This is a genomic window from Nguyenibacter vanlangensis (genome assembly GCF_013376155.1).
In the GTDB taxonomy this organism is placed as follows: domain Bacteria; phylum Pseudomonadota; class Alphaproteobacteria; order Acetobacterales; family Acetobacteraceae; genus Gluconacetobacter; species Gluconacetobacter vanlangensis.
Genome location: NZ_JABXXP010001019.1, coordinates 1 through 798, shown reverse-complemented (window position 1 = coordinate 798; position 798 = coordinate 1). Strand labels below are relative to the sequence as shown.

1 protein-coding gene is annotated in these 798 nt (G+C 68.4%); it reads left to right on the top strand.

Annotation, left to right across the window (positions count from 1 at the left end):
• Positions 1-798, top strand: a 798-nt coding sequence (locus HUK84_RS20920; protein WP_176641890.1) for a glycoside hydrolase family 3 protein, incomplete at both ends; no start/stop codon positions are given.

Sequence of the window (798 nt, the reverse complement as noted above, 5' to 3'; positions counted from 1 at the left end):
GATGATCGGCGCCGAGGCGTGGCGCAACGGCTTCAACGTGCTGCTGGCCGGCGGCGCGGACCTGACGCGCGATCCGCGCAACGGGCGCAATTTCGAATATGCCGGCGAGGACCCGCTGCTGACCGGGCGGATCGTGGGCCAGACCATCGCGGGGATCCAGTCCCGGCACGTCATCTCCACGCTCAAGCATTTCGCGATGAACGACCTGGAAACATCGCGCATGACGCTCAGCGCGAACATCGCCCCGGCGGCGATGCGCGAGAGCGACCTGCTGGGATTCGAGATCGCGATCGAGACCGGCCATCCGGGCGCGGTGATGTGTTCCTACAACCGGGTCAACGACCTCTTCGCCTGCGAGAACGCCTATCTGCTGACGAAAACCCTCAAGCAGGACTGGCATTATCCCGGATTCGTCATGTCGGACTGGGGCGCGGACCATACCACCGTCCGGGCCGCGCTGGCGGGGCTGGACCAGGAATCCTCGGGCGATACGATCGATGCGCGCCCGTTCTTCGGCCCGATGCTGGCCCAGGCGGTGCAGGCGGGCGCGGTGCCGCGCGCGCGGATCGCCGACATGGCGCGGCGGGTGCTGTATGCGGTCTATGATGTCGGGCTGCCCGAACATCCGCCGGTCATCACCCCGATCGACGCGGCGGCCGACACGGCGATCGCCGAGCAGGACGAGGAAGAAGGCGCCGTCCTGCTGCGCAACCGGGGCATCCTGCCGTTGCGGCGCGACGCGCATGTGCTGGTGATCGGCGGCCATGCCGATGCGGGCGTCATCTCGGGCGGCGGTTC